General features: G+C 59.8%; 24 protein-coding genes and 1 riboswitch. Of the genes, 21 read left to right on the forward strand and 3 right to left on the reverse strand.

The annotated features are described in order from the left end of the window. Positions 1-43: 43 nt before the first annotated feature. Positions 44-955, reverse strand: coding sequence for a LysR family transcriptional regulator (locus GDN47_RS06900; protein ID WP_113333591.1), 912 nt, complete (start codon positions 953-955; stop codon positions 44-46). Between the two features lie 127 nt (positions 956-1,082). Between GDN47_RS06900 and GDN47_RS06905 the strand changes: the two genes are divergently transcribed. The 5 genes from GDN47_RS06905 (at position 1,083) to GDN47_RS06925 (ending at position 5,065) form a co-directional block, all read left to right on the forward strand. Next, entirely contained in the window at positions 1,083-1,562 is a 480-nt protein-coding gene (locus tag GDN47_RS06905; RefSeq protein WP_113352477.1) for a carboxymuconolactone decarboxylase family protein, read from the forward strand. A 131-nt stretch (positions 1,563-1,693) separates the two neighbouring features. Beyond that, on the forward strand, positions 1,694-2,608 hold the full coding sequence (locus GDN47_RS06910; RefSeq protein WP_152092892.1) for an MBL fold metallo-hydrolase: 915 nt from the start codon (positions 1,694-1,696) through the stop codon (positions 2,606-2,608). Between the two features lie 162 nt (positions 2,609-2,770). Further along, positions 2,771-3,523: an SDR family oxidoreductase gene (locus tag GDN47_RS06915; protein WP_113333588.1), complete on the forward strand. Its 753-nt coding sequence runs from the start codon at positions 2,771-2,773 to the stop codon at positions 3,521-3,523. A 29-nt stretch (positions 3,524-3,552) separates the two neighbouring features. Next, the gene (locus tag GDN47_RS06920) at positions 3,553-3,969 is read left to right on the forward strand and encodes a cupin domain-containing protein (protein WP_152092893.1); all 417 of its coding nucleotides are present in this window, start codon (positions 3,553-3,555) and stop codon (positions 3,967-3,969) included. Positions 3,970-4,042: 73 nt separating this feature from the next. Further along, positions 4,043-5,065, forward strand: coding sequence for a mechanosensitive ion channel family protein (locus GDN47_RS06925; protein ID WP_152093419.1), 1,023 nt, complete (start codon positions 4,043-4,045; stop codon positions 5,063-5,065). Here GDN47_RS06925 and GDN47_RS06930 read toward each other — a convergent pair. After that, the gene (locus tag GDN47_RS06930) at positions 5,048-5,536 is read right to left on the reverse strand and encodes an RrF2 family transcriptional regulator (RefSeq protein WP_113333586.1); all 489 of its coding nucleotides are present in this window, start codon (positions 5,534-5,536) and stop codon (positions 5,048-5,050) included. The two genes, GDN47_RS06925 and GDN47_RS06930, sit on opposite strands and share 18 nt — an antisense overlap. Positions 5,537-5,937: 401 nt before the next feature. Here GDN47_RS06930 and GDN47_RS06935 point away from each other — a divergent pair, with 401 nt between their 5' ends. Both GDN47_RS06935 and GDN47_RS06940 read left to right on the forward strand, forming a co-directional pair. Beyond that, the gene (locus tag GDN47_RS06935; protein ID WP_113333585.1) at positions 5,938-6,966 is read left to right on the forward strand and encodes a LacI family DNA-binding transcriptional regulator; all 1,029 of its coding nucleotides are present in this window, start codon (positions 5,938-5,940) and stop codon (positions 6,964-6,966) included. 155 nt (positions 6,967-7,121) lie between these two features. Next, entirely contained in the window at positions 7,122-7,931 is an 810-nt protein-coding gene (locus GDN47_RS06940) for a TIM barrel protein (RefSeq protein WP_113333584.1), read from the forward strand. A gap of 152 nt (positions 7,932-8,083) precedes the next feature. On the opposite strand, the gene GDN47_RS06945 is transcribed toward GDN47_RS06940, so the two are convergent. Further along, on the reverse strand, positions 8,084-9,112 hold the full coding sequence (locus GDN47_RS06945) for a LacI family DNA-binding transcriptional regulator (protein WP_113333583.1): 1,029 nt from the start codon (positions 9,110-9,112) through the stop codon (positions 8,084-8,086). 150 nt (positions 9,113-9,262) lie between these two features. Between GDN47_RS06945 and GDN47_RS06950 the strand changes: the two genes are divergently transcribed. The 14 genes from GDN47_RS06950 (at position 9,263) to GDN47_RS07015 (ending at position 26,323) form a co-directional block, all read left to right on the forward strand. Beyond that, on the forward strand, positions 9,263-10,351 hold the full coding sequence (locus tag GDN47_RS06950) for a fatty acid desaturase family protein (protein WP_152092894.1): 1,089 nt from the start codon (positions 9,263-9,265) through the stop codon (positions 10,349-10,351). Between the two features lie 25 nt (positions 10,352-10,376). Beyond that, complete coding sequence (locus tag GDN47_RS06955; protein WP_152092895.1) at positions 10,377-10,688, forward strand: MocE family 2Fe-2S type ferredoxin; 312 nt, start codon at positions 10,377-10,379, stop codon at positions 10,686-10,688. A gap of 10 nt (positions 10,689-10,698) precedes the next feature. Then, complete coding sequence (locus GDN47_RS06960) at positions 10,699-11,925, forward strand: NAD(P)/FAD-dependent oxidoreductase (RefSeq protein WP_152092896.1); 1,227 nt, start codon at positions 10,699-10,701, stop codon at positions 11,923-11,925. A 23-nt stretch (positions 11,926-11,948) separates the two neighbouring features. After that, on the forward strand, positions 11,949-12,755 hold the full coding sequence (locus tag GDN47_RS06965) for a 3-methyl-2-oxobutanoate hydroxymethyltransferase (protein ID WP_152092897.1): 807 nt from the start codon (positions 11,949-11,951) through the stop codon (positions 12,753-12,755). Positions 12,756-12,808: 53 nt separating this feature from the next. After that, positions 12,809-13,693, forward strand: coding sequence for a formyltetrahydrofolate deformylase (purU, locus tag GDN47_RS06970; protein ID WP_152092898.1), 885 nt, complete (start codon positions 12,809-12,811; stop codon positions 13,691-13,693). A 3-nt stretch (positions 13,694-13,696) separates the two neighbouring features. Beyond that, positions 13,697-14,602 carry a bifunctional methylenetetrahydrofolate dehydrogenase/methenyltetrahydrofolate cyclohydrolase FolD gene (gene folD / locus GDN47_RS06975; RefSeq protein ID WP_152092899.1) on the forward strand — a complete coding sequence of 302 codons (906 nt, stop codon included), beginning with the start codon at positions 13,697-13,699 and terminating at the stop codon, positions 14,600-14,602. 338 nt (positions 14,603-14,940) lie between these two features. After that, positions 14,941-15,054: riboswitch (guanidine-I (ykkC/yxkD leader) on the forward strand. A gap of 74 nt (positions 15,055-15,128) precedes the next feature. Further along, complete coding sequence (locus tag GDN47_RS06980) at positions 15,129-16,202, forward strand: putative urea ABC transporter substrate-binding protein (RefSeq protein WP_152092900.1); 1,074 nt, start codon at positions 15,129-15,131, stop codon at positions 16,200-16,202. Between the two features lie 57 nt (positions 16,203-16,259). Then, positions 16,260-17,078: an ABC transporter permease gene (locus GDN47_RS06985; protein ID WP_113329776.1), complete on the forward strand. Its 819-nt coding sequence runs from the start codon at positions 16,260-16,262 to the stop codon at positions 17,076-17,078. Then, positions 17,075-17,896, forward strand: a complete 822-nt coding sequence (locus tag GDN47_RS06990) for an ABC transporter ATP-binding protein (RefSeq protein ID WP_113329150.1) — start codon at positions 17,075-17,077, stop codon at positions 17,894-17,896. Before GDN47_RS06985 ends, GDN47_RS06990 begins: the two co-directional genes overlap by 4 nt. A 2-nt stretch (positions 17,897-17,898) precedes the next feature. Further along, positions 17,899-18,717, forward strand: a complete 819-nt coding sequence (locus GDN47_RS06995; protein ID WP_113329151.1) for an urea amidolyase associated protein UAAP1 — start codon at positions 17,899-17,901, stop codon at positions 18,715-18,717. 16 nt (positions 18,718-18,733) lie between these two features. Beyond that, positions 18,734-19,384, forward strand: a complete 651-nt coding sequence (locus GDN47_RS07000) for an urea amidolyase associated protein UAAP2 (RefSeq protein ID WP_112608571.1) — start codon at positions 18,734-18,736, stop codon at positions 19,382-19,384. A gap of 1 nt (position 19,385) precedes the next feature. Beyond that, a complete protein-coding gene (gene uca / locus GDN47_RS07005) occupies positions 19,386-22,922 on the forward strand; it encodes an urea carboxylase (RefSeq protein ID WP_152092901.1) in 3,537 nt (1,178 codons plus the stop codon). Further along, positions 22,922-24,733, forward strand: coding sequence for an allophanate hydrolase (gene atzF / locus GDN47_RS07010; protein WP_152092902.1), 1,812 nt, complete (start codon positions 22,922-22,924; stop codon positions 24,731-24,733). The genes uca and atzF overlap by 1 nt, the downstream gene beginning before the upstream one ends. 747 nt (positions 24,734-25,480) lie before the next feature. Continuing rightward, positions 25,481-26,323: a transporter substrate-binding protein gene (locus GDN47_RS07015; protein ID WP_095437550.1), complete on the forward strand. Its 843-nt coding sequence runs from the start codon at positions 25,481-25,483 to the stop codon at positions 26,321-26,323. The last annotated feature ends 16 nt before the right edge of the window (positions 26,324-26,339 follow it).

Here is a 26,339-nt window from a genome sequence, read left to right on the forward strand (position 1 = left end):
TTTATGCGGGTGACGTTCGACAATCCGAGCGCCATCCAAGCCATCAATGAGAAGACGCAGGCGCCATCAGCGGATCCTTGCCGACTATCTCAATCAGGAAGTCGAGGACCGTCCTGATGCGCAACGGCAGGTTCCGACGCGATGGGTAGACGACGCTGATAGCGACTCGGCTCGGCGGAAAGTCTGGCATGACGTTCACCAGCCTGCCTTCCTCGATGTCGGACCCGACAAGAATGTGGGAAAGTACGGCAATCCCATTGCCAGCCAACACCGCACGGTGGACGGCAACCGCGTTGCTGGCGACGAGGCGCGGCGCGATCCTCACGGTAACGTCCTCGGCGCCATTTGAGAACGACCATGCCCGGCCGTTTCCGGCGCGATTGTAACAGATGCAATCATGAGCGCTGACATCGTCGGGCGTTTTGGGTGCTGCCCGCTCTTGTAGATAGGAAGGCGCGGCAACGAGAAAGGCCGTCGTCCACCCAATTCTGCGGCACATCAGACTGCAGTCTGCGACCGTTCCCAGCCGTACCTCAAGATCGATCCCCTCTTCGACCAGGTCGGACGGTTCCTCGCGAAAGAGCAAGTCGACGGAAAGTCCCCGATGGCGTTCGAGCAGCATCCCGAGCCGGTCGCTGACGTAAAGCCCGAGCGGTGTCGGCAAAGCCAGCCGCACCTTGCCGGCTATGCGCCCGCCATCACGACATGTGGTTTCACTAAGCGCCTCGACCGCTTCGATGACCTTGAGTGCCATCGGGATGATCTGCTCCCCCTCCGCCGTCAGCGCCAGCGCGGTGGTCGTGCGATGCAGCAGACGTGTGTTGAGATGCGCTTCCAGCGCCGAAACCTGGCGTGAAACAGCAGGCTGCGTCAGCCTGAGATCAATCGCTGCGGCGGAAAAGGAGCCAGTCTCCACCACCCGCATGAATGTTTGCAATGCGCATACGATATCCATCCCCACCCCATACTTTTCGGCATAGGCCTTATGTTCGAACCTTAGCCCGGAAGGACTTTACTGTCCAGCAATTAAGGATATCTTTTATCCACAAGGATACTTAATATCCTTAATAACGGAGGCGACTATGACCCAGCGTTTGAATTATGCCCAGCAATCACCGGAACTCTTCAGGAAACTTTCGGAACTCAGCATGGCCCTGAAGGACAGCGCCATCGAACAGAAAATCCAGGATCTCGTTCACATCCGCGCATCGCAGATTAACGGCTGCGCTTTCTGCCTGGACATGCATGTCAAGGAAGCCAAGATCCATGGCGAGAGCGAACTCCGGCTCCACCACGTAGCCGTCTGGCGGGAATCCAATCTCTTCATTCCCCGGGAGCGCGCCGCGCTCGCCTGGACGGAAGCGGTGACGAAACTGCATGAAGGCGGCATTCCCGACGAGCTCTACGAGCGCGTGCGCGGCCAGCTTTCCGAGAAGGAAATCTCCGATCTCACCTTCGTAATCATGGTCATCAATGCCTGGAACCGCGCCAGCATCGCCTTCAAGACCGTACCGGGCTCGGCCGACAAGGCCTACGGCCTCGACAGAGCCGGCCTCAACTGAGCCTCTCAGAAAAGGCTTCGGCAAACGATACGCGGCCGTCCCGGCGGCCGCGACCAAAACTCTCATGACAATCGTTTCAACCGTGGAGCCGGCCAAATCGGTTCCAAGATCTCGATCAACAGGAGACAAACATGGACCTGGACACTTCTCATCCCGTTAAATCAAGCCCTGACGAGCTGGTTCCGTCGCGCTATGCGGTGCAGATCGGTGATATCGAGGTACTGGTGATCAGCGACGGCGTGTTGCCGCTGCCGACCAAGATGCTGGGATACAATGCGGATGCTGCCGATCGCGCGGCCTGGCTGAATGATATGTTCCTGCCGCAGGACGCTTTCGACTGGGCGCTGAACGCGGTCGTCGTTCGCAGCGGCAAGCAGACCATCCTCATCGATGCAGGTCTTGGCTTGGACCCGGAGTTGAACCTGCCGCGCGCCGGACAATTGATCAAGCGGCTGGAAGCTGCCGGCATCGACCTTGGTTCCGTGACTGACGTCGTGCTGACCCACATGCATATGGATCATGTTGGCGGGCTGCTCGTCGATGGAGTGAAGGAGCGGCTGCGTCCGGACCTCAGTATCCATGTGGCAGCGGCAGAGGTCAAATTCTGGGAAGCGCCCGACTTCTCCCATGTGTCAATGCCGCCCGGCTTCCCGGATGCGCTTCGGGCGGCCGCGAAACAGTTCAAAAAAGAGTATGAAAACCAGCTGCAACTGTTCGATGATGAATCCCAGGTGGCACCGGGCGTGGTCGTCTCTCGAACCGGCGGCCACACACCCGGGCATAGCGTGGTTCGCGTGGCATCGGGCAAGGACCGGCTAATGTTCGCTGGCGATGCCGTGTTCGCCGTCGGGTTCGAACATCCGGACTGGCACAACGGCTTCGAACACGATCCGGAAGAAGCTGCGCGCGTGCGCGTCCGTCTTTTGCGGGAGCTGGCCGAGACCGGAGGGCTTCTGGTTGCCACCCATATGCCGTTCCCTTCGGTCGGCCATGTGGCAACCGACGGCGATGTCTTCCGTTGGGTACCGGTGTTCTGGGACTACTAACTCCCTGGTGAGCAAGCGCCGGGCCGGCGTGCAGCTGTTAGGGAGCACCTGGCTCGGCTGAGCGGATGCAAGGCATGATCTGAGCCGGCCCGTCCTTGCAACACAATCACACAGAATGAACGAACAATGCGGTGCGCGAAGCGACCGCAAATGGAGAAGCTCATGAAAATCGTCATCATCGGTGGAACCGGCCTGATCGGTTCGAAGACGGCCGACCGCCTTCGCAGGCAGGGCCATGAAGTCGTTGCCGCCGCACCGAACACCGGCGTCAATACGATTACCGGCGAAGGACTCGCCGAAGCATTGGCGGGCGCCTCCATCGTCATGGACCTCGCAAACTCGCCCTCCTTCGAGGACAAAGCCGTGCTCGAATTCTTCGAGACGTCAGGCCGCAATCTGGCGGCAGCGGAAAAGACGGCCGGCGTGAAGCATCATATCGCCCTTTCCATCATCGGCGTCGATCGCCTGCCCGAAAGCGGCTACATGCGTGCCAAGGTCGCCCAGGAAAAGATCATCCGCGACTCCGGCATTCCCTATACCATCGTCCATTCGACGCAGTTCATGGAATTCCTAAGCGGCATCGCCCAGTCCGGCACGGTCGGCGATACGGTGCGCCTGTCGCCGGCCTATGTGCAGCCGATCGCTTCCGACGACGTCGCCGACAACATGACCGTCGTGGCGAACTCCGCGGCAATCAACGGCATCGTCGAGATCTCCGGTCCGGAACGTGTCCGGCTGAATGAGCTCGTGGCCCGCTATCTGAAGGCCATGGGCGATGCCCGCAAGGTCGTGGCGGATCCGGAAGCCCGCTATTTCGGCGCAAGGCTGGAAGACGGCTCGCTCGTGTCCGATGGCAATCCGCGCCTCGGCCGCATCACCTTCGAGCAATGGTTCGCAACCTCCGCCCGCAAATGACCGTCCAACTCTTCAGAAAGGAATTCGAGATGATCAAGTCAATTCTCGGCCTCGCCCTCACCACCCTGCTGTCCACCACCGCCGTCGCACACGCTGAAGGCGAGAAGGATGCCAAGGTCACACTTGTCTACCAACACGAACTGCCGAACGTTCCTGGCAAGAGCATCAAGGGCGTCCTCGTGGAATATGGTCCGGGCGGCTTTTCCTCGGCCCACACCCATCCGAACTCGGCGTTCATTTATGCAACGGTCCTGGAAGGGGCGATCCGAAGCCAGGTCAATGACGGTCCGGTCAAAGTCTTCAAGGCCGGCGAAAACTTCTCCGAGATGCCGGGCGATCGCCATGGCGTCAGCGAGAATGCGAGCAAGACCAAGCCGGCGAAGCTGTTGGCTGTCTTCGTTGTCGACAGCAGCCAGAAAGAACTGACCTTTCCGATCAAGAAATAACCGGAGGCTGGATGGGTGCCGGAGGCGCCTGTCCCTTCCCGGTTTCAGGAAATCATCGTCGGTGAGCCCTATCATGTTTGGCGAACATCATTTTCTGCCGCTCGTCCTGATCAATCTGCTCGGGCTGGCCGGCATTCTCATCTGGCACATCCAGGGGCGCCGTCGTCCGACTGCGCGCCTCGTCGTGCAGATCCTCTTCTTTTGCTGCATGAGCCTCGTGCTCTGGCTTGCCGGAATTTCGCCTTATCACTTTGACTACGATGAGCTTCAGGATGGCGGCATCCTGCTTGCCAAATCCGCAAGGATCCTCTGGTGGCTGCATCTTGCCTGGACGATGATCGGCTTCCTTCATATCTATCTCACCCTCAACCGCCGGCCGCAGGAGGCGCATCTTCTTCAGGATCTGATCGTCGGCATTGTCTATCTCGGCGTCGCCCTGTCCGTCATCGGCTTCGTCTTCGGCGCACCCGTTGGGCCGCTGATTGCCACCTCAGGCATCGTCGTCGTCATTATCGGCCTTGCGCTGCAGAACACGCTTGCCGATGTCTTTTCCGGAATCGCGCTGGCTCTCGGTCACGCCTACGTCATCGGCGACTGGATCCAGCTCGCCGACGGCACCGAAGGGCGCGTCGTTGAAACCAACTGGCGCTCCACCAATCTGCTTTCTGGCGGATATAACGTCGTCGTCCTGCCGAACAGCGTTCTGGCGAAACAGGGCGTCACCAATCGCAGCCGCCCTGATGAGTCGCACCAGATCTCGCTGACGATACGAATATCCGCCATACACAAGCCGCGGCTCGTCGAAGAGGTCATGCTTGCCGTCCTGCAGGGCTGCGAAAGGATCGTCATGAACCCGCCGCCGGTCGTCGCGCTCAAGACGATCGACGCAATCGCCATCGAGGTCGAGCTGTTCTTCCGCGTCGCGAGCGCGGCAGGCCGCATGTCGGCACAGAACGAGATCATCGATCTCATCTACGAACATTGCAGGGCGAACGGAATATCATTGGCGATGCCGGCCCAAAGCCTCGTCTGCCCCCCGATAGGCGAACAGAAGGAACAGGCCACTCTCAGGGCGATATCATCCGGCGCGCTCTAGCACCCATTCGAAAGAGCTTTTCCAGAGTTCCGGCGGGATCTCCTTCGACAGGATGCCGACGAGGTCTGACAATTTGACGCTGCGCAGTTTCTCGCGCCACGCTTCGTCGGCCTCCCACATGATGCGCGCCACCGCACAAGGGCTGCTCTCGCAATAGTCCTTCGGGCGGCAGGGGTTGTTGGCGCGAATATTGGTGCATACGAAGGTTCGCTGCCGCCCCTCGACGGCCTCAACGATCTCCAGAAAAGTGAGATCCGCGGGCGCTCTCGCCAATCGATAACCGCCGGAGGGGCCGAGTGTCGTGTCGACAAGTCCAGCCTGAGACAGGCTCTGGAGGGCCTTGGAAAGATATTCCTTGGGAAGCCCATGGAATTCGGCGAGCGCTTTGGTGGAGAGATAGCGGCCCTCAGGCAAGCCCGCAAGAATGGCACAACAATGGAGAGCCCATTCGACTTGGCTTTTCAAAATCATAAAATCATTCCAAAGCCCGCGGCTGGCATGTATCTATCAAGGATAAAGAATATCCTTATTTGATCGCCATGTAAATAAATTCCGAGATGCAGATTTGCCTCTCGCATACTGAGCATGCATAAGCGAAACGATCTTCAGGGCTTCGAAAACATACCTTCCCCATGACGGATCGGATGGCGGTGGGGAAACGAAATCGACCCGCGCAAGGCGGCAACCTCGACCATTGCGGCCATGCCAGGCGACAGCGGCTGAAGCAGACTATCGACATTTTGATAGATCGAGGCACAACTGCTCCCTCTTGGAGCACCTTTCACTTTGACTTAGATTGCCGGCCAATGGCGAAGCCTGTTGGATCTGGCGAATAAGGCGAGGTCACCCCCCGGGACCTGATCAGGATTTATATGAAGCGGACAAGAATTGAGGATATAGCCAAAGAGGCGAAGGTAAGCAAAGCGACTGTAGATCGTGTCATTCACAAGAGAGGCTTCGTCCGCGAGGAAACGGTCCGCAAGGTTGCAGAGGCAGCGCATAAACTGGCCTATTATGCGAGTGGTCTGATCGATCGGCAACTGATCGCACCGCCTGCAAGAGTGAGATTTGGCTTTCTGCTCATAAAAGAAAGACAGGAGTTTTATCAGTCTTTCAGCAAAGAGCTGACCCGGGCGGTGGCAGACCATCAGGATTTTCGCGGTGAAGTGATCATCCGATATTCTCCGTCTCAGTCGCCGGCAGACTTTGCGGCAATCATGCGGGAACTTGCCACGCATACTGATGCGATAGCTTGCACTGCGGTCAACCATAGCATCGTCAATGAAGCCGCCCGGAGCCTGCGGCAGAACGGAATTCCCGTCTTCGCCCTGCTGAATGATTTCGGCCACGGCGCGCGTCAAACCTATATCGGTCTCGACAATCACAAGGTCGGACGCCTTGCGGCATGGATGATCGCCATGGCAAGTCGCCAGCCCGGAAAAGTCGCGATTTTTCTTGGCAGTAATCGCTGGCAGGGACACGAATTGAAGGAAGCCGGATTCCGTTCATACCTAAGCCAGTTGCGGACGGATCTCGATATCCTGGAACCGGTCATCAATCTTGAGACAAGAAAGCTCACCCATGAAACCTCCGTCGCCTTGCTTGAGCGTCATCCGGACTTGAGAGGCATCTATGTCGCAGGTGGTGGCATGGAAGGCGCAATAGCGGCGCTGCGGGAAATGCGCGCGCCCGGGGAGGTCGCCCTCATCGTCAACGAGCTCACTTCTGTCAGTCGCGCAGCCCTTTCCGACGGCTATGCGACAATGGTTATCGGCACGCCCTTGGCACAGCTTTGCCGGGACACCGTCGAATTGATGGCACAAAACGTGCTCCAGGGTCGCGTTCAAATGCCGGATGCGCATTTTCTGGAACCGCAACTTTTTCTACCTCCTTCCATCTGAGAATGAGGTGAAACACCTCAAGCGGAAGGCGCAAGAAACCTCACCGATGCGCTAATCCAAATTCCACCCGATTGCGCGCGACGGATGCTTTTGGCATTGCCTAGAGCCGCGTGACGCTCCGCTGGAGCAGCAATATCGGGATCTTGGGAGGAAACATGTTCTGGGCACTCAATCAGATTACGGCACCAAATCTTAGCTACACCGATTTCCTCGACCTGTCGGTTGCTCTCGGCTGCCAGGGCGTAGAGGTTCGCAACGACCTCAAGCGCCAGCTATTTGACGGCCTTTCGCCGGCCGAGGCAGGTCAAATGGTTCGGGAGCGAGGTTTGCGGCTCGTTGGCCTGTCCCAGGTCTATCCGTTCAATTTCTGGTCGGATGATATCGAGCGGAAGGTTCGGGATCTGATTGCAATCGCCAAGGAAGCCGGCGCTGAAACCATCAGCCTGATCCCTCGAAACGAGGGTATCGGTACCGAGGCGCAGGAGCGCAAAGCCAATCTCGAAACGTCCCTTGCCGCCATCTTACCTCTTCTTGAAGAGGCGGACCTGGTCGCACTGGTCGAGCCATTGGGGTTTCAGCGTTCCTCGCTGCGTTACAAGGCAGAGCTCGTGGACACGATCAACGCGCTCGGGGCAGCACATCGCTATAAACTCGTCCATGACACATTCCATCACGCCCTGGCGGATGGCGGACCGATTTTTGCCAGCCACACCGGGATCGTCCACATATCGGCTGTCGTCGATCCGACGTTGCAGCTGAACCAGATGGAAGACGAACACCGGGTTCTTGTCGACGGATTGGACCGACTGGACAATGTCGGTCAGATCAAGGCTCTTCAGGCTGCCGGATATGTCGGACCGATTTCCTACGAATGCTTCTCTCCCCTGGTGCACGACCTCGCCAACCCACGAGAAGCGATCCAAGCCTCGTTTGATTTCATCGAATCGGCCCTAAAGGCCGGATGATCGCCGAACAGGCGATGCGAAGGAGCCTGCCGAGCTTGGCTGCGGCCGGCTCGGTCCGATCTCGTGTCGATAAGATCGAGGTCCTTGTTTTGGCCCTTTCGCGTGAGCAGCGGCGCTGCCAACGCGACCCTGCCATCGCCGGCTTCCTTCATTCAAATATTCTCGGAGATATAGATCTCGAACGGAAAAAAGGTCTGGCGCGCGGTCATTTGCGCGCTTCCTTCGACTGAACTCACCATTTGCGTGATGAGCTCTCGGCACAGAAGAGGCAGTGGAGTGCAAATGGCCATGGCAACTGTTCCATCCATCAGTGCGCCCTTACTCTCGGGGACAAGCTCGTTGACGATGAGGGTAACATCGCCTGCGCGGTTTTCTTCCCGAAGTGCGGCGATCGCCCCCTCCATTCCGCCGCCGGCGACATAAAGACCGATAAGGTCTGGATGCTTCTGCAGAAGATCGAGCGTCGCCTCATGCGTGACGTCGACGGCGTCGAAATTGATGAGCGTTTCCAGCACTTCGAATTCCGGCGCATTCTCGCGGAAATAGGAGCGAAAACCCACCTCTCGCAACTCGTGGCCGTGAAAGCGGTGGCTGCCTACAAAACACGCCACTTTGCCCGGCTTGCGAGCCGTGCGCGCGATCGTCCAGGCAGCAGATCTACCGACCTTTCTGTTGTCGAGGCCGAGATATCCTTCCCGAACGCCCGCGGCAAAGTCGGAAAGTACGGAAAAGACCGGAATCCCCTTTTCCTTGAGTTCGTCGACGATCGCTTCGACAGCCGGATAATCAGGGGCGACGACGGCCACGGCCTGATTACGCGCTGCCAGCGCTCGCATTTTCTCCGCGATCGCGCTCGGTGTCGAGACAGCCGGATAGTCGATTTGAACCTGCAGCTTCGCTGCCGTCATCGTCGCCGCAGCCGCTTCGATCTCTTTGGCAAAAGCTTGATAAAATGATTGCGTAGGCTTCTGCAATAGGAATGCGAGTTGATAGCGCGGCACGTCTTCGAAGACGCGCTGACGCAGGAGACCGACAGCGTGATAGCCGATTTCCTGCGCCGCTTCATAGACGCGCCGTGCCGTCTGTTCGCGAACCGGAAGACGTCCGTTCAGCACGCGGTCGATGGTGGCGACACTGACGCCGGACGCCTTGGCGAGATCCGATATGGTGGGGCGACGCATGGCGGCTCCTGATGGAATTTATCATTCCTGCGTTATCTTAATGATAGGTTTTGATAGATTCCATCATTCCTGCATTGAGACAAGCAAAAAGTCGATCTATCGTTTCCAGCATTGAGAGCGAGGCGCTATCGCGCATCGCGGGAGGCAGGGATGACGACGATAATCAAGCGTGACTATGATCTGCTCGGCGCAAGCGGCAAGCTGGCGGTGGAAACGGGGCTGGCTGCCGCCGAATGGTATCACACGGATGTTGCGCGCAAGGATATGAAGGCGCTGATGCAGCGCTCGGATGCGCCTGCGATCCGCGACACCATCATCTGGCTTGGCAGCATGGCGGTTTTCGCTGCACTGGCCGTCTACTTCTGGGGATCATGGATCTGTGTCCCCTTCTTCTTGGCCTATGGTGTGCTCTACGGCTCTGCCTCGGATAGCCGCTGGCATGAATGCGGCCACGGTACGGCGTTCAAGACGCGATGGATGAATGACGCGGTCTATCAGATCGCCTGCTTCATGATCATGCGCAATCCGGTGACCTGGCGTTGGAGCCACGCGCGCCATCATACCGATACCGTCATCGTCGGCCGGGACCCGGAAATTGCCGTCATGCGGCCGCCGGATCTCCTGCGCCTCGCCCTGAATTTCTTCGGCATCCTCGATGCCTGGTACGCCATGGTCGACATGCTGCGCAATGCTGCCGGCTTCGTCAGCGCCGCGGAAAAGACCTTCATTCCCGAGATGGAGCAGCCGAAAGCGATCCGCATCGCCCGTATCTGGCTTGCGATCTATATCGTCACTATCGCATCAGCGATCGCCATGGGCTCGATCCTGCCGCTGATGCTGATCGGCCTTCCCCGGCTTTACGGCGCTTGGCATCATGTTCTGACCGGTCTGCTGCAGCATGGCGGCCTTGCCGACAATGTCATCGACCACAGGCTGAACAGCCGCACCGTCATGATGAACCCGGTCAGCCGCTTCATCTATTGGAACATGAACTATCATGTCGAACATCACATGTTTCCGATGGTGCCCTATCACGCGCTGCCGAAGCTGCATGCGATGATCAAGCATGATCTGCCGGCCGCCAATCCATCCATCTGGTCCGGCTATCGCGAGATGATCCCGGCATTCCTGCGGCAATTGCGCAACGAGGACTATTTCCTGAAGCGCGAGCTGCCGCCAACGGCGCGGCCCTATCGTGAAGAGTTCCACGGCGACCTGCCGGCTGCCGCCGCACAATAACATCGACATTGCGAGGGAGGAAAACATGAGCAACTGGATCGAAGTCTGCGCCGCTGATGCAATCGACGAGGAGGATGTCATCCGTTTCGATCATGACGGGCGGACTTTCGCTATCTATCGCAGCCCCGAGGATGATTATTTCGCGACCGACGGCCTGTGCACGCATGAAAAGATTCATCTCGCCGATGGTCTTGTCATGGACACCATCATCGAATGTCCCAAGCACAATGGCCGCTTCGACTACCGCACCGGCGAAGCCAAGGGCGCTCCGGTCTGCATCAATCTGCATACCTATCCGGTCAAGGTCGAGAATGGCACCGTCTTCATCGGGCTCTGAGGAGGCTATCGTGGCACATTTCGTCATTGTCGGAGCCGGGGAATGCGGCGCCCGCGCTGCCTTCGCACTTCGTGAAAAGGGATTTGAGGGCGACATCACCCTTATCGGCGCCGAGCCGCTGGCCCCATACGAACGCCCGCCGCTTTCGAAGGGCGGATCGGATGAGGCGCTCGAGCCAAAATTCGTCGCAGCATTGGAGCGTTACCAGGAGCAATCGATCGACCTGAGGCTCGATACGACGGTGACAACGATCGCTCCCTCCACAAAGACCATCAGGCTCGCGGGTGGGGAAACGCTAAGTTACGACAAACTGCTGCTCGCAACTGGTGCTTCGGCACGCAAGCTTCCCGGCACCGATGGCACCTCTCATCGCATCCGCATGCTGCGGACCCATGCGGATGCGGTGGCTTTGCATGCCGTGCTCAATCCCGGACGGCACATTGCCATCATTGGCGGCGGCTTCATCGGTCTGGAACTGGCAGCGACGGCACGCAAGCGCGGCGCCGACGTCACTGTAATCGAGGGGCTTCCGCGGGTGTTGAAACGCGGCGTGCCGGAGGAGATCGCCGAGGCAATTACCGAACGGCATCGTCAGGAGGGTGTCGATATACGCTGCGGTCAAGTCATCGAAGCAGTGCAGGAGGACGCCGACAAGGTGGTCATTCGCATGGCGACCGGGGACGTGATCTCTGCCGATCTGCTGCTTGTCGGTATCGGTGCCCTCCCGAATGTCGCGCTTGCCGCCGACGCGGGCCTTGCGATCGACAACGGCATTGCCGTCAACGAGCGATTGGAGACCTCGATGGCCGATATTCATGCGGCGGGCGATTGCTGCTCCTTTCCGCTGGCGCTCTATGGCGGAAGGCGTGTCCGCCTCGAATCCTGGCGCAATGCACAGGAGCAGGCCAATCTCGCCGCCGCCAACATGCTGGGAGAAAGTGCGGAGATATCCGCGGTGCCATGGTTCTGGTCCGATCAGTATGACTTGACATTGCAGATCGCCGGCCTTGCGGATGAAGCGGTCGCCCATGTACGGCGCGATCTCGATGACGGGGCGTTCATCCTCTTCCATCTCGGCGCGGACGGAAGGCTGCTCGCCGCCAGCGGTATCGGACGCGGCAATGCCATAGCGCGCGATATCCGCCTTGCCGAGATGCTGATCGCAGCCCGGGCGCATCCGGATCAGGCTGCCCTGGCGGCAAGCACGATCAAGCTGAAGTCGCTGCTTGCGGCGTAACTATCCATATCGAGGAACATCCAATGCAAAAGCACAATCGTCCGACGGTTGCTGATCTCCTGTCGCTCAAAGGAAAGCGACAATTGACAATGCTGCGCGTCACGTCACTTGAGGAAGCGGAAGCCGCCGAGAGAGCCGGCATCGATATGCTTTCTGTCCCACCAGCACTTTTGGCCCCCTCATTCCGTGAAGCCGCGCCAAGCCCCTTTGCAGTACCGGGCCTGGGATATGGCGACTATGTCTCGGCAGAAGAATATATGCGGGAGGCATTCAAGGCACTGAAAGCCGGAGGTGATGCCGTTTATTGCGCTGCAAGCCTCGCGATCATTCGACGAATGCGGGATGAGGGAATTCCTGTCTGCAGCCACGTTGGCCTCATTCCGTCTAAGGCGACATGGACGGGCGGTTTCCGCGCCGTCGGAAAAACGTCGATCAGCGCTTTTGAAATTTGGCGCCAGACCAAGGCGCTGGAAGAAGCCGGCGCCTTTGCCGTCGAAATCGAGGTTGTGCCGGGTGACGTTGCGGCCGCCATCAGCCAAAGAACATCGATGCTGATGATTTCGATGGGTGCGGGAACAGGATGTGACGCGCAATATCTGTTTGCCGATGATGTCCTTGGCAGCAATCGCGGCCATCGCCCCCGCCATGCGAAGGTCTACCGCGATTTCGCGGCAGAGTTCGATCGGCTGCAGAATGAGCGCATTGCTGCCTTTGCCGAATTTGCCGGGGACGTTCGTTCCGGCGTCTATCCGGAGAAGAAGCACCAGGTCGGGATCGACAGGCAAGAGCTCGAGGCGTTCCTGCATATGATCGCCGAGCAAACTCTTTAATCGCACCTTAGGCTTCGGATGAAGCATTTACACATCGAATTGGGCTATCTCGAATGAAAACCTATGTATTGACAGTGACGTGCCAATCGACGCGTGGGATCGTTGCGGCGATCTCGAACTATCTGGCCGGACAGGGCTGCAACATCGTCGATTCCAGCCAGTTCGACGATCTCGATACCGGCAAGTTCTTCATGCGCGTCTCCTTCATCTCCGAGGAAGGGGTGGGCCAGGCAGCGCTCGTCGAAGGCTTCAAGCCGATCGCGGAAAAGTTCGCCATGGATGCCGAGATCCATGACGAGAAGAAGCGCATGAAGGTGCTGCTCATGGTCTCGCGCTTCGGCCATTGCCTGAACGACCTGCTCTATCGCTGGAAGATCGGCGCGCTGCCGATCGACATCGTCGGCGTCGTCTCCAACCATTTCGATTACCAGAAGGTGGTCGTCAATCACGACATCCCCTTCCACCACATCAAGGTGACGAAGGACAACAAACCGCAGGCCGAAGCCCAGCTTTTGGAACTGGTCGAGCAGACCGGCACCGAGCTCGTCGTGCTGGCCCGCTACATGCAGGTTCTGTCGGATGCGCTCTGCCGGAAGATGTCGGGCCGCATCATCAACATCCACCATTCCTTCCTGCCGTCCTTCAAGGGGGCGAATCCCTACAAGCAGGCCTATGAGCGCGGGGTGAAGCTGATCGGAGCGACGGCGCATTATGTGACGGCCGATCTCGACGAAGGTCCGATCATCGAGCAGGACACGGCGCGCATCACGCATGCGCAGTCGGCCGAGGATTATGTCTCGATCGGCCGCGATGTGGAAAGCCAGGTGCTGGCGCGCGCCATCCATGCCCATATCCATTATCGCACCTTCCTCAACGGCAACCGCACCGTCGTCTTCCCGGCAAGCCCAGGCTCCTATGCCTCCGAGCGCATGGGGTAAGTGATGGCGCTCGCGACGGTGATCGACGGGAAACAAGCAGCAGCTTCGGTGATCGAGGCCGTGAAGGCTGCGGCGGCTGGGCTTGAGGCGGAGGCCGGGGTGAAGACCGGGCTTGCGGTCGTCATCGTCGGCGACGATCCGGCCAGCCACGCCTATGTGAACTCCAAGAGCAAGATGGCCAAGGAGTGCGGCTTCAAGTCCATCCAGCACACGCTGCCGGCGGAGACGACGCAGGAAGAGCTGGCAAGGCTCGTCCAGTCGCTGAACGACGATGCCTCCATCCACGGCATTCTCGTACAGCTGCCGCTGCCGAAGCATCTGAATTCGGATGACATCATTCAGTCGATCAAGCCGGAGAAGGATGTCGATGGCTTGCATGTGGTCAATGCCGGCAAGCTTGCGACCGGCGATCTCGAAACCGGGCTGATCTCGTGTACGCCGGCCGGCGCCATGCTTTTGGTACGCTCCATCCATGGCGAGGACCTGTCGGGTCTGAATGCGGTGGTCATTGGCCGCTCCAACCTGTTCGGTAAGCCGATGGCGCAATTGCTGCTGTCTGCCAATGCGACTGTCACGACGGCGCATTCGCGCACGAAGGATCTCGCCTCGGTGGCAAGAGGTGCGGATATTCTGGTGGCCGCCGTCGGCCGCCCGGAGATGGTCAAGGCCGATTGGGTGAAGCCCGGTGCCACCGTTATCGATGTCGGCATCAACCGGATCGATGCACCCGAGCGCGGCGAGGGCAAGAGCCGGCTGGTGGGTGATGTCGCCTATGGTGAAGCATCCGAAGTCGCTGCCGCGATCACGCCGGTTCCCGGCGGTGTCGGACCGATGACGATCGCCATGCTGATGGCCAATACCGTCATCGCTGCCCATCGTGCCGCGGGTAAGAAGCCGCCGAGGTTTTGAGGGAGAGAGCTGTTTAGACCACTGCACCATCGAGCTCGTTTATCGGCGACGGCTAAAGTTAATCGACCAGCACGAGGAGCGTTTTTTGCCTCCTAAGCGAGTTCGCTATCACAAGGTGGGAGGAGAACTAGGCTTATCCAACTCGACACGAGCAAGCTCAGCCTGCTGCTTCCGATCGTTCCTTGTCAGTCGTCTAATGAGGATCATCGCGCTCATCAAAATTGCATATTCTCCGCGCAAATTTTCAGATCGCTCAATTTTTCATCAACACCATAACACCTTCCCTCGAACAAAATCAACCACTTACGATCTGGCACGCCATTTGCTTCGTATTTGGTTGAGTTGGTGGCTAGGGTTCCGGCGCTTCACATGAAGCGTGGCTGGTCCGAGAGCCACCACCGGCTGGGGGAGAAATCCCACCGGATGCACGGCGGGATAAAAGCCCGGGAGACCTCGTAAGCCAAGGGATTGGCGGCGCGATGGTCTTTGCCGATCCCTTTTTGAAAAAAGCAAAAGGGGAATTTCAATGCAGACTTTTTCGAAAATCCTTTCCGTCACAGCCCTGTCCGTATCGCTGGCCTTCGGGCTTGGTTCGGTCGCCAGTGCTGCGCCGAAGACCAGCTTCAAGGTCGCCTGGTCGATCTATGTCGGCTGGATGCCCTGGGGCTATGCGAGCGACCACGGCATCGTCAAGAAATGGGCCGACAAATATGGCATCAATATCGAGGTCACACAGTTCAACGACTATGTCGAGTCGATGAACCAATATACGGCCGGCGCCTTCGATGCCGTAACGCTCACCAACATGGATGGCCTTTCGATCCCTGCGGCCGGCGGCGTCGATACGACGGCCGTCATCGTCGGTGACTTTTCCAATGGCAATGACGCTGTCATCCTGAAGGACAAGACCAGCCTGGCCGATATCAAGGGCCAGAACGTCAACCTCGTCGAATATTCCGTTTCCCACTATCTGCTGGCGCGCGCGCTCGACAGCATCAAGCTCAGCGAACGCGACGTGAAGGTGGTCAATACCTCCGATGCCGACATGGTAGCGGCCTATAAGACGCCTGACGTTTCCGCCGTCGTGACCTGGAACCCGCTTGTTTCGACCATTCTCGAAGACTCCAGCGCCAAGAAGGTTTTCGACAGTTCGCAGGTGCCGGGCGAAATCATCGATCTGATGGTCGCCAACAGCAATGTGCTGAAAGACAACCCGAATTTCGGCAAGGCACTCGCCGGTATCTGGTATGAAACCGCCGCGCTGATGAAGGCCGACACGGCGGAGGGCAAGGCCGCCCGCGAAGCCATGGGCAAGGCATCGGGCACGGACCTCAAGGGCTTCGAGGCGCAGCTCGCTGCGACCCGCCTTTTCGACAAGCCCGCCGATGCGCTCACCTTTACCACCTCGCCGAACCTGCCGAAGACCATGGATCTCGTGCGCAATTTCCTCTTTCAGAAGGGGCTTCTCGGCAATGGCGCGCCTTCCGCCGATGTCATCGGCATCGAAATGCCCGATGGCAAAGTCCTCGGCGACGGCAGCAACGTGAAGCTTCGCTTCACCGAAGCCTACATGAAGTCGGCCGCCGACGGTCTGCTCTGACCTTCCTTGAACGGCGGCGCAGCAGCGCCGCCAGCCTTTCCTTTCGCGGAGCCATTCATGCGTTGGATCAATACCAAGCCAACTCCCGGTGCGCAGCTTGCCTTGACGCTCTTGCCCTTTGCGCTGCTGATCATTGCCTATGCGATCGGTTCCGCCGCAAGGCTTGCCGAAAACGCCAATGACAAGCTGCTTCCGAATTTCGCCGGCTTTGCCGATGCCATCAACCGCATGGCCTTCATCGCCGATCCGCGCACCGGAGACTACCTCCTGTGGTCGGACACTGGGGCAAGTCTCGTCCGGCTGCTCTCCGGTCTTGGCATCTCCACGGCGATCGCGCTTTGCCTGGGCATGCTGATCGGCATGCTCCCCTATCTGAGGGCGCTTCTGTCTCCCTTCGTCGCCGTCATTTCCATGGTGCCGCCGCTGGCCCTGCTGCCGATACTCTTCATCGTCATGGGCCTCGGCGAGACGTCGAAGATCGCCCTCATCGTCATCGGTGTTGCGCCGACGATGATCCGCGACCTGGCCCTGAAGGCGCTGGAACTGCCGCGTGAACAGATCGTCAAGGCGGAGACACTTGGCGGCTCCTCCTGGCAGATCGCCCTTCGCGTCGTGCTGCCGCAGATCCTGCCGCGACTGATCACCTGCCTCAGGCTGCAGCTCGGGCCGGCCTGGCTGTTCCTGATCGCCGCCGAAGCGATCTCGTCCGATTCCGGCCTCGGCTACCGCATCTTCCTCGTTCGTCGCTATCTGTCGATGGACGTGATCTTTCCCTACGTGGTCTGGATCACCCTGCTTGCCGTGGTCATGAACTACCTGCTCGATCGCATCCGCATCGCCGTCTTCCCCTGGTCCGAACTGGAGAAGCAGACATGAGCGAGCTCAGAATCGAAAAGGTCTGGAAGGAATATGGCGACCAGATCGTGCTTGAGGATGTCTCGCTGACGGTGGCCTCGCGTGCCTTCGTCGCGCTCGTCGGCCCCTCCGGCTGCGGCAAGTCCACCTTCCTGCGCATGATTTTGGGACAAGAACAGCCGACGCGCGGGACGATCCTGCTCGATGGCACAGCCCTGCCCTCGGAACCCGGCGCCGATCGCGGCGTCGTCTTCCAGCGCTATTCGGTCTTTCCGCATCTGACCGCGCTCGGCAACGTACTGCTCGGCAAGGAACTTGCCGGCTCGCGCTACAAGGCAAGGCTTTTCGGCTCGGCGCGTCGCCATGCCACCGACGAGGCACGTCAGCTTCTTGAGGAAGTCGGTCTTGCCGGCGCCGAGAACAAGTACCCGGCCCAGCTTTCCGGCGGTATGCAGCAGCGCCTGGCGCTTGCGCAAGCGCTCATCATGCGACCGAAAGTGCTGCTGCTCGACGAACCCTTCGGTGCGCTCGATCCAGGTATCCGCGCCGAAATCCATACGTTGATGAAACGCCTCTGGCACGAGACGCAGATGACCGTTGTCATGGTGACCCATGACATGCGCGAGGCCTTCACGCTTGCGACCCGCGTCGTCGCCTTCGAGCGCCGCCGCGACCGGCCAGAAGAGAAGGAGCGCTACGGCGCCACCATTACCAAGGACATTTCCATCTGGCCGCCGCGCATTGCCGGCGCAGCCTCGATCTTTGGCCCCGACCGGGACGGCCCGGTCTCTTCCCTGGGGCACCGCCGGGACGACCTGGCACCATCGGGAGATATTTAGCCATGCAGCATGTCAGACGTTCGCCAGAAGAGATCGCCGCCAATCGTGCGCGCTATGAAGATCATCAACGCAAGGGGCTGGAATTCGCGCCGAAGGCATTGCCGGCGGCAAGTCCGCTTCCCGCCCCGCCAATCGACCCTTCCCTCGTCCTGCACCGGGAGATCCTGCCCGGCGGCTGGTACTGGTCGACACGCGTCAAGACGGGCGAGACTTTGCGCATCGCGCAGGAGCAAGGCTTTTCCTCCGTATCGCTGATTGCCTGGAACGCGGCGGATCCGAGCGAACGGCTGAACCTCGTCGATACGGTCAAGGTGCAATGGACGACGGCGCTGTCGAAGGGCCGCGTAATCTTCTCCGACATGGGGCGTGTCATGTTCTCGGTGACGGAGGATTCCTCCGGCGCCCATGATTGCCTGATGGGAGGCTCCACCGCCGCCTCCAATGAGACAAAATATGGCCAAGACCTGCGCAACAGCCGCGACAATTTCATCCTGCTCGCGACGAAAGCAGGCTTGGATCGGCGCGATATTCCAGCAGCTTTCACGCTTTTCGCGCCGGTTCGGGTCGATGCGGACGGCAAGTTCGCCTGGAAGCCGGACCTTCTGCATGGCGGCGACTATGTTCATCTTCGCGCCGAGATGGACCTGATTGTCGGCTTTTCCAATTGTCCGCACCCGCTCGATCCAAACCCGCATTACGCGCCGAAACCGGTGACCGTGACCCGCATCGCCGCCCAGCCGATCGCCGAAGACGATCTGTGCCGCACGGCCACCGCCGAAGCCGTGCGCGGCTTTGAAAACAACGCATTCGCCAATCTTTGAGCCGGGAGAGACGATCATGAGCGATTTCATTCAGACCGCGCCGTCCCGCACGCTCGACAAGGCGGTGCAGGATCATTTCATCGCCGCCGAGGCGCCGTTTTCGACCATCGTGCGCAAGGGCCAGACGCTGCGCATCGAAGACAGCTACGGCCAGCAGGCGATCGACACGCTGTTCTACAATGCCGAGGACTATTCCGAGCGCTATTCCAACCAGGACACGATGCGCGAACAGGGCGCCGCCTATATCACCACAGGCACCCGGATCATCTCCAACGAAGGGCGCGTCATGCTGACGATGACCGCCGACAGCTGCGGCCGTCACGACACGTCGGCAGGCGCGTGCTCCTGCGAGAGCAATACAGTCCGCTTTGGCCACGGCACGAAATATCTTCACGCCTGCCGCGACAATTTCGTGCTGGAAGTCTCCAAGCATGGCATGGGCAAGCGCGACGTCGTGCCCAATATCAATTTCTTCATGAACGTGCCGATCGAACCGTCGGGTGAAATGACGATCGTCGACGGCATCTCCGCTCCGGGTGACTATGTCGAGCTCAAGGCCGAGATGGACGTGCTTCTCGTCATCTCCAATTGCCCGCAGATCAACAATCCCTGCAACGGCTTCGACCCGACGCCGATCCGAGTCCTTGTATGGGACGGTGAGGCCTGAGATGTTCAAGAAAATACTAATCGCCAATCGCGGCGAGATCGCCGTCCGGATCATCGGGACGTTGCGACGTATGGGCATTGCCTCCGTCGCCGTCTATTCCGATGCGGACCGCTTCTCCAAGGCATCCCTGATGGCCGACGAAGCCGTCAGGCTTGGCCCGGCGCCCGCCTTGGAAAGCTATCTCAATGCCGACGCCGTCATTGCCGCCTGCAAGGCAACCGGTGCCGAGGCCGTGCATCCAGGCTACGGATTCCTGTCGGAGAATATCTCCTTCGCCGAACGACTGGCAAAGGAAGGCATCGTCTTCATCGGGCCGACGGCGGACAATATCGCCGCCTTCGGGCTCAAACACACGGCGCGAGAACTGGCGCGTGCGAGCGGAGTTCCGCTACTACCGGGCAGCGACCTCGTCGAAACGAGCGAAGCGGCGCTCGCGGCCGCGGCGGAAATCGGCTACCCGGTCATGCTGAAATCGACAGCCGGCGGCGGCGGCATCGGCATGCAGCTTTGCGACGATGCCGCAAGTCTGAAGGCTGCCTTCGACAGCGTGCAACGCACGGCAAAAGCCAGCTTCGGCGATGCCCGCGTCTATCTGGAGCGCTTTGTCTCGCGGGCGAGGCATGTCGAGGTTCAGATCTTCGGCGACGGCAAGGGTCGGGTGATCGCGCTTGGCGAACGCGACTGCTCGTTGCAGCGCCGGAACCAGAAGGTGATCGAGGAGACGCCCGCGCCGGGCCTGTCGCCTTCCGTGCGCGAACGCCTGCATGCAGCGGCGGTGGCGCTCGGCACCTCCGCCCATTATCGCTCCGCCGGCACAGTCGAATTCATCTATGATCCCGCGCGGGAGGAATTCTACTTCCTCGAGGTCAATACCAGGCTTCAGGTCGAACATCCGGTCACCGAGGCCGTCTATGGCATCGATCTCGTCGAGTGGATGATCCGCGAGGCCGCTGGCGAAGAAGTGATAACAGGCAATGACCGGCTTGTTCCGAAGGGTGCCGCGATCGAGGCGCGCATCTATGCGGAGATGCCGCATGCTGGCTTCCGGCCAAGCGCCGGCCTTTTGACCGAAGTCACTTTTCCGGAAGGCACGCGCGTCGACGGCTGGATCGAGACGGGCACGGAAGTCACCCCTTATTACGACCCCATGCTCGCCAAGATGATCGTGGCAGCCGAAGACCGGCCGGCCGCGATCGAGAAGCTGAAGCTTGCACTTGCGCAAAGCTCCATCACCGGCATCGAAACCAATCTCGACTATCTGAAGGCCATCGCCGGATCCGATCTGCTCGCCAGCGCCAATGTGGCGACGACGGCGCTGAAGGATTTTCTCTTCGTGCCCGATGTGATCGAGGTGGTGGCGCCCGGCGCGCAATCGAGCATCCAGGAGCTTCCCGGCAGGCTGGGGCTCTGGCACGTCGGCGTGCCGCCGAGCGGGCCGATGGACGAGCGTTCGTTCCGCCATGCCAACAGGCTGGTCGGCAATGCCGACGAAACCGCCGCCCTCGAGCTAACCGTCTCGGGACCGGTGCTCAAGATCTTCTCCGACGTGACGATCGCGCTCGCCGGCGCTCGCATGCCGATGACTCTCGACGGCGTTCCGTTACCCCACGACGAAGCCGTTATCGCCAAGGCAGGGCAGACGCTTGCCATTGGCGCCATAGAAGGCCCGGGCCAGCGCGCCTATCTCGCCGTTGCGGGTGGTTTTGCCGCGCCGCTTATGCTCGGCTCCAGGGCAACCTTCGGCCTCGGTCGCTTCGGGGGCCATGCCACCGGCACGCTTCAAACAGGCCATGTGTTGCGGTTGGCACGCACACCTCAGCCTAAAGTCAAGCCGGCGGACCTGCCCGCAGCCCTCACCCGCACCTGGAAGGTCGGCGTCGTCTACGGACCGCACGGCGCGCCGGACTTCTTTCTGAACGAAGACATCGAAACGCTGTTTTCGAACGAATATGAGGTGCATTTCAACAGCGCCCGCACCGGTGTCCGTCTGATTGGCCCCACGCCCAAATGGGCGCGCAGCGATGGCGGCGAGGCTGGCCTCCACCCCTCCAATCTTCACGACAATGCCTACGCCATCGGCGCGATCGACTTCACCGGCGATATGCCGATCATTCTCGGCCCGGATGGACCGAGCCTCGGCGGCTTCGTCTGCCCGGCTGTCATCGCGCGCGACGAGCAATGGAAGATGGGCCAGTTCAAGCCGGGCGACAAAATTCGTTTTCACCCGGTGGCGCGTAGTGAAGACGCCATCGCCGGCCCAACTGTTCGCCGCGTGCCAGAAGAAACCGGATCGGCAATCGTCGGTCAGAACCAGCGTGGCCCAGTGCCCGTCGTCTATCGCCGGCAGGGTGATGACAATCTGCTCATTGAATACGGACCGATGACGCTTGATATCGCGCTTCGCCTGCGCGTGCATCTGCTTATGCAGGCAATTATCGAGGCGCGCCTGCCTGGGATCATCGACCTGACGCCTGGCATCCGCTCGCTGCAGATCCACTATGACGGGACGACGCTGACCCGCAATCGTCTGCTGGGCCTTCTTGCGGAGATCGAGGCTACGCTGCCGGCGGCGCATGAGGTGAAAGTCCCAAGCCGCATCGTGCACCTGCCGCTCTCCTGGAACGATCCGCAAGCTGAACTTGCCATGCGCAAATATCAGGAGCTCGTGCGTCCGAATGCACCATGGTGCCCTTCCAACATCGAGTTCATCCGCCGCATCAACGGCCTGCCCGACGAGCAGGCAGTGCGCGACATCGTCTTCGATGCCAGCTATCTCGTGCTCGGCCTTGGCGATGTCTATCTCGGGGCTCCGGTCGCAACGCCGGTCGATCCGCGACATCGGCTGGTGACGACGAAATACAATCCGGCGCGCACCTGGACACCGGAAAACGCCGTCGGCATCGGCGGAGCCTATATGTGCATCTATGGCATGGAGGGACCGGGCGGCTACCAGCTCTTTGGCCGCACGATCCAGGTGTGGAACAGTTGGCGGCAGACGCCGGCCTTCGCCAAGGGCAAGCCGTGGCTTCTCAATTTCTTCGATCAGATCCGCTTCTTTCCCGTCACCCATGAAGAGCTCAATGAAGCGCGTGCGGCCTTCCCGCACGGCGGCTATCCGATCAAGATCGAGGAGACGGAATTCTCCTACGCTGCCTACGAGGCCGGTCTCGCACGCGAGGCCGCTGCAATCAGTGCCTTCAAGTCCAGGCAGCAGGCTGCCTTCGAGGCGGAAAGGCAACGCTGGAAGGAGTTGGGGCTCGACAGCTTTTCCGTTGACGAAGGGACAGGCCCTGCCCTTGCCGGGGATATACCGGAAGGTTGCTTCGGCATCGAAAGCGCGGTGCCCGGCAATGTCTGGAAAATACTCATCGAGGAGGGCCAGCCGGTTGCAGCCGGCGATACTTTGGCCATCATCGAGTCGATGAAAATGGAAATTAACGTCACCGCCCATGCCGCGGGACGCGTCCGCGATCTGCGCGCAGCACCTGGGCGCAACGTCAAGGCCGGCGACGTTCTCGTCATTCTGGAGGAAATCTGATGCTGCCCACTATCCTTGACCTTACCTCCCTGCGAGACGCGTATAAGGCAGGCTTTTCACCGCTCGACATGGTGGAGGAAATCATAGCCCGATGCGGGGCATCCGATGATCCGGCAATCTTCATTACGCTGGCATCTCCAGAGGCGTTGCGAGCTGCGGCAACAGACTTGCTGGCGAAGGTACCCGAGCCCAACAGCCTGCCGCTCTGGGGCATCCCCTTCGCAGTCAAGGACAATATCGACGTCGCAGGTCTGCCGACGACGGCCGCCTGCCCGGCCTTTGCCTACCATCCCCAGGCGGACGCAACCGTGGTTGCGCGTCTGAAGGCTGCCGGTGCCATCGTCATCGGCAAGACTAATCTCGACCAGTTCGCAACCGGCCTCAATGGCACCCGCTCGCCTTATGGTGCGCCCCGCTCGGTTTTCGATCGCGCTTATGTCTCCGGCGGCTCCAGTTCCGGTTCGGCCGTTGCCGTAGCCGCTGGCCTTGCCAGCTTCTCGCTGGGAACCGATACGGCAGGCTCCGGCCGGGTACCGGCTGCCTTCAACAACCTCGTCGGCATCAAGCCGACGCCGGGTCTCGTTCCCAATGTCGGAGTGGTGCCGGCTTGCCGCAGCGTCGATGTCGTCACCGTGTTCGCAGCAACAGTCGGTGACGGAGTGGCCATTCGCCGGATCATGGACGGCTATGACGCACGAGATCCGTTTTCGCGGGAAGCGACTCCAGCGAGCCTATCGTCGGTGCGCCCGCGCATCGGCGTACTGGACGGAGCCGAGCGCGAATTCTATGGCAACAGCCAAGTCGAGGCCCTCTACGACGCCGCCATCGACAGGGCGAGATCGCTCGGCGCGGAGATCGTACCCTTCGACTATGCGCCTTTCCGCCAGGCTGCCGAACTGCTCTACAGCGGCCCCTGGGTTGCGGAGCGCCTCGCGGCGGTAAAGGACTTCCTTGCAAGCAATGCCAATGATTTCGATCCGACGGTCAGAACGATCATCGAAGGGGCGAAAGCCTATGACGCGGTTGCGGCCTTCGAAGGCAAGTACAGGCTGGAGGCTCTGCGGCAAAAGACAAAGGTGGAGTGGGAGAAGGTCGATTTCCTGATGCTGCCGACATCGCCCACAACCTACACCGTCGAGGAAATGCAGGCCGATCCGATCGTCAGAAACAGCCATTTCGGCCGTTATACCAATTTCGCCAATCTGCTCGACTGCGCGGCAATTGCCATACCTGCAGGCTTCGATGCCGGCGGCCATCTGCCAGCGGGTGTGATGCTCGTCGGGCCTGCTTTTACGGACGATGCTTTGGCGCCTTTCGCCGATGCCATGCATCGAGCGGCGAATAGCGGGATGGGTAGGGATCGCATGGCGGCACTGCTGGATAACAGCCGTGTGACACCTGAAGCCGCCGACGTCGTTCCCATCGTCGTTGTCGGCGCACATCTGACCGATATGCCGCTCAACCATGAACTCACCGGAAACGGCGGCTACAGGATGAAGGCGGGACGGACAGATGGCAGTTATCGGCTTTTCGCACTTTCCGGAACAGTGCCTCCGAAGCCGGGATTGGTGCGCGATCCCGGCTTTGCCGGCAACGGTATCGAAATCGAGGTCTGGGCCTTGCCGCCTGCGGCATTCGCCCACTTCGTCCAGAACATCCCGGCGCCGCTGGGGATCGGTAAGATCCTGCTTGAAGATGGCAGCCATGTTTCTGGATTCCTCTGCGAGAGCCACGCCGTAGCTGACGCTAGAGACATCACCGAATTTGGTGGCTGGCGAAATTTCATTCGTGCTGCCGATGCCACAGGTTAAATGAAGGAGAAGCAGGATGAGAAAGACCCTCTTACGGGCATTGCAGATCGTTCTTCATGGCCTGACTGCGAGAACCCAGGCAATTGGCAGCCTTGATCGGCCTCAGTTTCACTCCGCTCGTAGCGAGGCATGGTCAGAGACCGATTAAACGCTTCGGACGAGAACATCTCGCAGACTTGAGGGATGGCCGGAAAACACCAATAAGCGAGTGCAGGCACACGAGAAGACTGCACTCGCTCGGCCAAGGATTCAGCTCGGCATCCTGCCATCCAGTTGAATGGACAACTTTCAAGGAAAGTTGCAAACGGCTACTTTCCTCCCGATGGGATTTCTTGCATCGGCAACCCATGGCGAAGGTGCGTCGGCAACGCCTGACAACAGATCAAACACAGCGCTCAAATTTCGCAGGCACCCGGATATCCGGCAAATCCCGCGGAAAATCCCTCGCATTGCGAGTGACCAGCAACATCGAGTGAATCTTGTTTGTTGCCCGGATAATGACTTAGAGCAGCCTGATGCGGGGAGCTGCCGCAGGGATACCGCACGCCCCCGCCACTGCATTGTCGACGGCGATAACGGTAAATCCGGCCGGAGACACGCCTGACCATTCACTATCTCCGACGATCGGCAACAGCAGTCACTATTGACAAGTTGCCCCGTATATCCCTTGATATGCCTTATCCGAGATAACAGACAGATGTCCGGAATATTGGATTATTCGAAAGCCATTAACCAAGGGGAACAACCATGACCATTTCCTTGCGCGTCGGCCTGATGTCGCTGGCCGCCGCCGCACTCCTCTCTTCCACGCCCGTTCTCGCCGACGGCAGCAAGCTCGATGAGGTGCTTGCGCGCGGTCACCTCGTTCTTGGAACCGGCAGCACGAACGCGCCGTGGCACTTCAAGAGCGCTGACGACAAGCTGCAGGGCTTCGACGTCGACATGGGTCACATCATCGCCAAGGCCCTGTTCGGCGACCCCGACAAGATCGAGTATGTCAATCAGTCGTCCGATGCCCGAATTCCAAATATCACCACCAACAAGGTCGATATCACCTGCCAGTTCATGACCGTGACCGGCGAGCGCGCCCAGCAGGTGGCCTTCACCATTCCCTATTATCGTGAAGGCGTCGGCCTGATGCTGAAGGCCGATGGCCAGTATGCCGACTATGCGGCATTGAAGGCGGCAGGCTCTTCCGTCACGGTCTCCGTTCTGCAGAACGTCTATGCGGAATCCATGGTTCATGCCGCCCTTCCGGACGCAAAGGTCGACCAATATGAATCCGTCGATCTGATCTATCAGGCGCTGGAATCCGGCCGCGCCGACGCGGTTGCGACCGACCAGTCATCACTCGCCTGGTACATGACGCAGAACCCGGGCCGCTACAAGGACGCCGGCTATGGCTGGAACCCGCAGACCTATGCCTGCGCGGTTAAGCGCGGCGACCAGGATTGGCTGAACTTCGTCAATACCGCTCTTCATGAAGCGATGACCGGCGTCGAATTCGATAGCTACGCCAAGTCCTACAAGACCTGGTTCGGCAAGGACCTGACCCCACCACAGATCGGCTTCCCGGTCGAATACAAGTAATGGCCGAGCGGAGCGG

This window comes from Martinezella dioscoreae, assembly GCF_009176305.1.
Taxonomy (GTDB): Bacteria; Pseudomonadota; Alphaproteobacteria; order Rhizobiales; family Rhizobiaceae; genus Rhizobium; species Rhizobium dioscoreae.